Below are 5,078 nucleotides of genomic sequence, written 5' to 3'. Positions count from 1 at the left end.
GCGGGACATACTGGTCGTCGAGGACGACGAGGACATTCTGGAGCTGGTCCGGATCAACCTCGAGAAGGAAGGCTACACCGTCAAGGCCGCCACGACCGGCGAGGAGGCGCTCGAATCGGTCGGGAAGAGCATTCCCGGTCTGGTCCTCCTTGACCTCATGCTGCCGGGCATCGACGGGTTCGAGGTCTGCCGGACGCTCAGGAGCGATCCCAGGGCGGCCAACGTGCCGATCGTCATCCTGTCCGCGAAGGGCGAAGAGAGCGACATCGTCACCGGGCTGGAGCTCGGCGCCGACGACTACATCACGAAGCCGTTCAGCCCCAGAATTCTGCTGGCGCGCGTCCGGGCGGTGCTCCGGCGCAAGGCCAAGGCGCCCGTGGGGGAGGAGGAGGTCATCAAGATCCACGACCTCGTCATCCACCCGGGGCGTCACGAGGTGCTTGTCGACGGGGAGCCAGTCCACCTCACGTTCACCGAGTTCCGCATCCTGCACATTCTGGCGCGCCGTCCGGGCTGGGTCTTCACCCGCTACAAGATCGTCGACCAGATTCACGGGGAGCACTACCCTGTGACCGACCGCGCCGTCGACGTCCAGATCGCCGGGCTTCGCAAGAAGCTCGGTCATGCCGGCGATTACATCGAGACCGTCCGGGGGGTCGGATATCGGTTCCGGGATGAGTAGATGAAGAGGCGCAAGCTCGTATGGCACCTCTTTCCCTCGTATCTGCTGCTCGTGGTCGCCACGCTCGCGGCGGTCAGCTGGTACGCCATCGTTGCGCTGACGAACTTCCACTACGACCAGACCACGCTGCACCTCGAATCGCTCGCCCGGGTGCTGGTCGAACGGCTGGGCCCGGACATCACCGCCCGCCCTCCCGACACGGTCAACGCCATCTCGGCGGACCTGGCCGAGCGCGCCGGTGTCCGCGTGACGGTCATCCTACCGAACGGCGTCGTCATCGCCGATTCCCATAAGAACCCGCTCCTCATGGAGAACCACGCCGACAGGCCCGAGATCATCGCGGCCTACGCGGGGCAGGTCGGCTCATCCCGCCGCTTCAGTCACACGCTGCAGCACAGGAGGGTCTACGCCGCCGTCCCGGTCACGCGTGACGGCGAGGTTGCCGCCGTCGTGAGGACCTCGCTCCCGACGACCGCTGTCGAGTCGGAGATCGGGCTTCTCCTGCGCCCCATCGGTCTGGCGGCCCTCCTCATGATCGTTCTGGCCGCGGTCCTCAGCTTCTTCGTCTCGCGCCGCATCGCGCGCCCGCTGGAGAACATGGAACGAGGCGCGACGCGCTTCGCCAGGGGCGAGCTCCAGCACGACCTCCCGGTCCCGAAGGCCGAGGAGCTGGCGAGTCTCGCGGAGTCCCTGAACGCCATGGCGGCGGAGCTAGACGTGAGGATCCGGACGATCTCTCACCAACGGGCGGAGTCTGAGGCGGTCTTCTCGAGCATGGTGGAGGGCGTCATCGCCGTCGATCCGGGAGAGCGCATCATCGCCATCAACCGGGCGGCGGCCGAGATGTTCGACGTCGACGCGACCAAGGCCAGAGGACGGCCGATCCAGGAGGTCATCCGGAACACGGATGTTCAGGACTTGGCGAGCAAGGCGCTGGCGAGCGACGGTGCCGTCGAGGCCGGCATCGAGCCGAGAGCCGGTGAGGAGAGATACCTCCAGGCACATGGAACGGCACTCCGTGACGGGCAGGGCCGGCAGGTCGGCGCCGTTCTCGTCCTGAACGACATGACCAGGATGCGACGGCTTGAGAACGTTCGGCGCGACTTCGTCGCCAACGTGTCGCACGAGCTTCGGACGCCGATCACGTCCATCAAGGGGTTCGTTGAGACGCTCATCGACGGTGCGTGCTCGGAGCCGCGAGAGACGCAGCGATTCCTGACGATCGTCCTGAAGCATGTCGACCGACTGAACGCGATCATCGAGGACCTCCTGTATCTGTCACGCATCGAGCAGGACCCCGAGGAGTCGCTCGCGGGACAGCGGGACGTCGCACTCCGTGAGATCATCGAGAAGGCCGTTGAGGACCTCGCCGCGTCGGCTCGGGAGCGGAGCATCGACGTGACGGTGCGTTGCGGGCCGTCCGTCGCCGCGAGGGTCAACCCGCAACTCCTGGAGCACGCCGTCGCGAACCTCCTGGACAACGCCATCAAGTACTCCGAGCAGGGAAGCACGGTCCACATCGAGGGCGGCGAGGACGGTGACGAGGTGTTCATCCGCGTGTGTGACCGGGGTACCGGGATCGACAGTGAGCATCTGGAGCGCATCTTCGAGCGCTTCTACAGGGTCGACAAGGCCAGGAGCCGCCGGCTCGGCGGCACAGGGCTGGGTCTCGCCATCGCGAAGCACATCGTGCAGGCGCATGGTGGGCACATCGCCGTCCTGAGCGAGCCCGGGAGGGGCAGCACCTTCACCATCTACTTGCCGAACCCCTGACTCTTCTGCTTTCCGCTAACGCAATCCTAACACGCATCTCATCCCCTTCTGATTGTATAAGGCTACTGTGCCCGGAACGGAGCGAGCCGCACGCTGCCGGGAGGGGTTCAAACAGAGAAGAGTCTGCGCCCGCCGCGCCTTCTCGAACGGGGCACCGCCCCGGTCGCCACGGTGAGGTGGAGCGTGGCCCTGAGGCGGCTCACGATTGAAGGGGGGCGATCGTGGCGAGGACTCTTGCTCTCGTTGGTCTCGCGCTCTGCGTGTCCTTCAGCACGGCGGCGGCCGGCGTCGAGGATGTGACGATAGGCGGACGGTTCATGTGGGACGCCGGCGCCTGGTCGAACGTCGACGACGATCTTGAGATGTACGCCGGCGTGTTCGAGAACGGCACCGAGACGCGCACGGCGCGCGTCGAGGCGTCCGGCCACATCTATCCGAGGATGGCATTCAAGCTGAGCTGGGACTTCGCTGCCGGCGACAGCTATTGCCTCAAGCACTCCTATCTCGAGGTCTCCGAGGTCCCTGTCGTTCACAACCTGCGCGCCGGCTATTTCTTCGAGCCGGTCGGGCTCCAGTCACAGATGAGCTCGAAGTACTACACGTTCCTGGAGCCGGCGCTTCCGACGGCGCTGGCGCCGTTCCGGAACGCCGGTCTCATGGCGCATCGCGGCTTCATGGAGGGGCGCGGGCTCTGGCAGGCAGGCTTCTTCCTGACGACCGACTCGATGGCGGAGAAGTCCGGTGACGACGACTACAGCCTCGCCGGCAGGCTCGCCTTCGTGCCGTTCGGCGCGCCGGACGAGAACATGTTCGTCCACATAGGGCTCTCCGGGAACTATCAGAAGCCGGAGGAGTCGCTCCGCTTCCGCGCGCGTCCCGAGAACCACATGTCGGCCTACCTGATCGACACCGGTTCGATGGCGAACGTCGAGCACGTCATCAGGTTGGGCGGCGAGGTCGCGGCCGTCTACGGGCCGTTCCATTGCGCCGCCGAGTTCCTGAACGCCGCCGTGTCGAGCGACGAGGACGAGATGGTCGACCCGGATCGCATCGGTCTCCAGGATGATGCGGCATTCACGGGGTACTACCTGCAGGCGGGGTACTTTGTCACGGGCGAGCGGCGCGCGTACGGCGGAGGCAACTGGTCGCGCACGGCACCCGAAGAGGTCCTGTTCGAGGACGGCGGCCTCGGCGCGGTCGCGCTGGCCATCAGGTACTCGAGCCTCGACCTCAACGACGAGAACGCCGGCGTCTACGGCGGGCGGCTCGACGATGTGTCGCTCGGGGTCAACTGGTACTTCCACGCGAACGCGCGGATGATGTGCAACTACGTTCTGGCGATGGTGAAGGACGCGGACGACGAGGAGATCGGCTGTGCCGATGCCTTCGTCACGAGACTGCAGTTCGATTTCTGATCGGAGTACGTAGCCCGGTACGACACGCGCTTCTGACGGGCTTCTGACACGGAGCTCACGAGAGGTGTGTAGGCTGTCCGTGCGCGCACCCGGTCGGAGCAACGAGGGAGGGACAATGACCAGAGCGACATGGACCGCCGCGGTCGTGGGGGTTCTGCTGCTTGCGATCACCGTCGGACCCGCGAGTGCGCAGATGAAGCTCATCGGCGCCGGCGCCACGTTCCCCGAGCCGATCTACGCCGTCTGGATGTACCAGTACAACCAGCTCAAGAACGTCCAGGTGAACTACCAGGGCATCGGCTCAAGCGGTGGCATCCGTCAGATCAAGGATGCGACCGTCGACTTCGGGGCCACCGACGCGCCGGTCGAGGGGCCCGAGCTCGAGGAGGCCGGTCTTGTACAGTTCCCGATGATCATCGGCGGCGTTGTGCCGATCTGCAACATCAGAGGAATCGGCCCGGGCGAGCTCCAGCTCTCGACAGAGGTCCTGGCGTCGGTCTTCGCGGGCGAGATCACGTTCTGGGACGACGAGGCCATTACGTCGCTGAACCCTGATCTCGATCTCCCGAACGATCCGATCACCGTCGTGCATCGCGCCGAGGGCTCGGGCACGACGTGGATCTTCACCGATTTCCTCGACAAGGTCTCGGAGAGCTGGCACGAAAAGATCGGTCGCGGGAAGCTCGTCAACTGGCCCACCGGCGTCGGTGCGAAGGGGAACCCCGGCATCGCCGCGTACGTTCAGCGCGTCAACGGCTCGGTCGGCTACGTCGAGTTCGCCTTCGCGGTGCAGAACGAGCTTGCGCACATCACGCTCCGGAACCGCGACGGGCAGTGGGTCGAGCCCACGATCGAGTCGTTCCAGGCGGCGGCCGCCAACGCCGACTGGGAGAACACGGAGGGATACTACCTCGTACTGACCGATCAGCCCGGTGAGGAGAGTTGGCCGATCGTCGGCGCCTCGTTCATCCTCGTCTACGCGCAGCAGGACGACGCTGAGAAGGCGAAGGCCATGCTCGAGTTCTTCGACTGGTGCTACGACCACGGCGACCAGATGGCGATCCAGAAGCACTACGTTCCGATTCCGGACAACGTTGTCGAGATGGTCCGGAACACCTGGCGGAGTGAGATCACGGCGGACGGGGAGCAGGTCTGTCCGCCGGCCAGGAGCTAGCGTTCGTCCCTGCGGCACGGGTGGCGTGGCGGGT

At 65.6% G+C, this 5,078-nt stretch carries 4 protein-coding genes; all 4 read left to right on the top strand.

Annotation, left to right across the window (positions count from 1 at the left end; all coding sequences use genetic code 11):
- The coding region (locus GF405_04275; protein MBD3367382.1) for a response regulator at positions 1-682 on the top strand (682 nt) is incomplete at its 5' end.
- Complete coding sequence (locus tag GF405_04270) at positions 683-2,455, top strand: HAMP domain-containing protein (GenBank protein ID MBD3367381.1); 1,773 nt, start codon at positions 683-685, stop codon at positions 2,453-2,455. It begins immediately after the preceding gene.
- Positions 2,456-2,676: 221 nt separating this feature from the next.
- A complete protein-coding gene (locus tag GF405_04265) occupies positions 2,677-3,870 on the top strand; it encodes a hypothetical protein (protein ID MBD3367380.1) in 1,194 nt (397 codons plus the stop codon).
- Positions 3,871-3,985: 115 nt separating this feature from the next.
- Complete coding sequence (pstS, locus tag GF405_04260) at positions 3,986-5,044, top strand: phosphate ABC transporter substrate-binding protein PstS (GenBank protein ID MBD3367379.1); 1,059 nt, start codon at positions 3,986-3,988, stop codon at positions 5,042-5,044.
- Positions 5,045-5,078: the final 34 nt, after the last annotated feature.

Source organism: Candidatus Effluviviaceae Genus V sp. (assembly GCA_014728125.1).
Lineage (GTDB): Bacteria > Joyebacterota > Joyebacteria > Joyebacterales > Joyebacteraceae > WJMD01.
The sequence above is the reverse complement of the archived record's forward strand: the minus strand, read 5'-3'. Positions and strand labels throughout refer to the sequence as shown.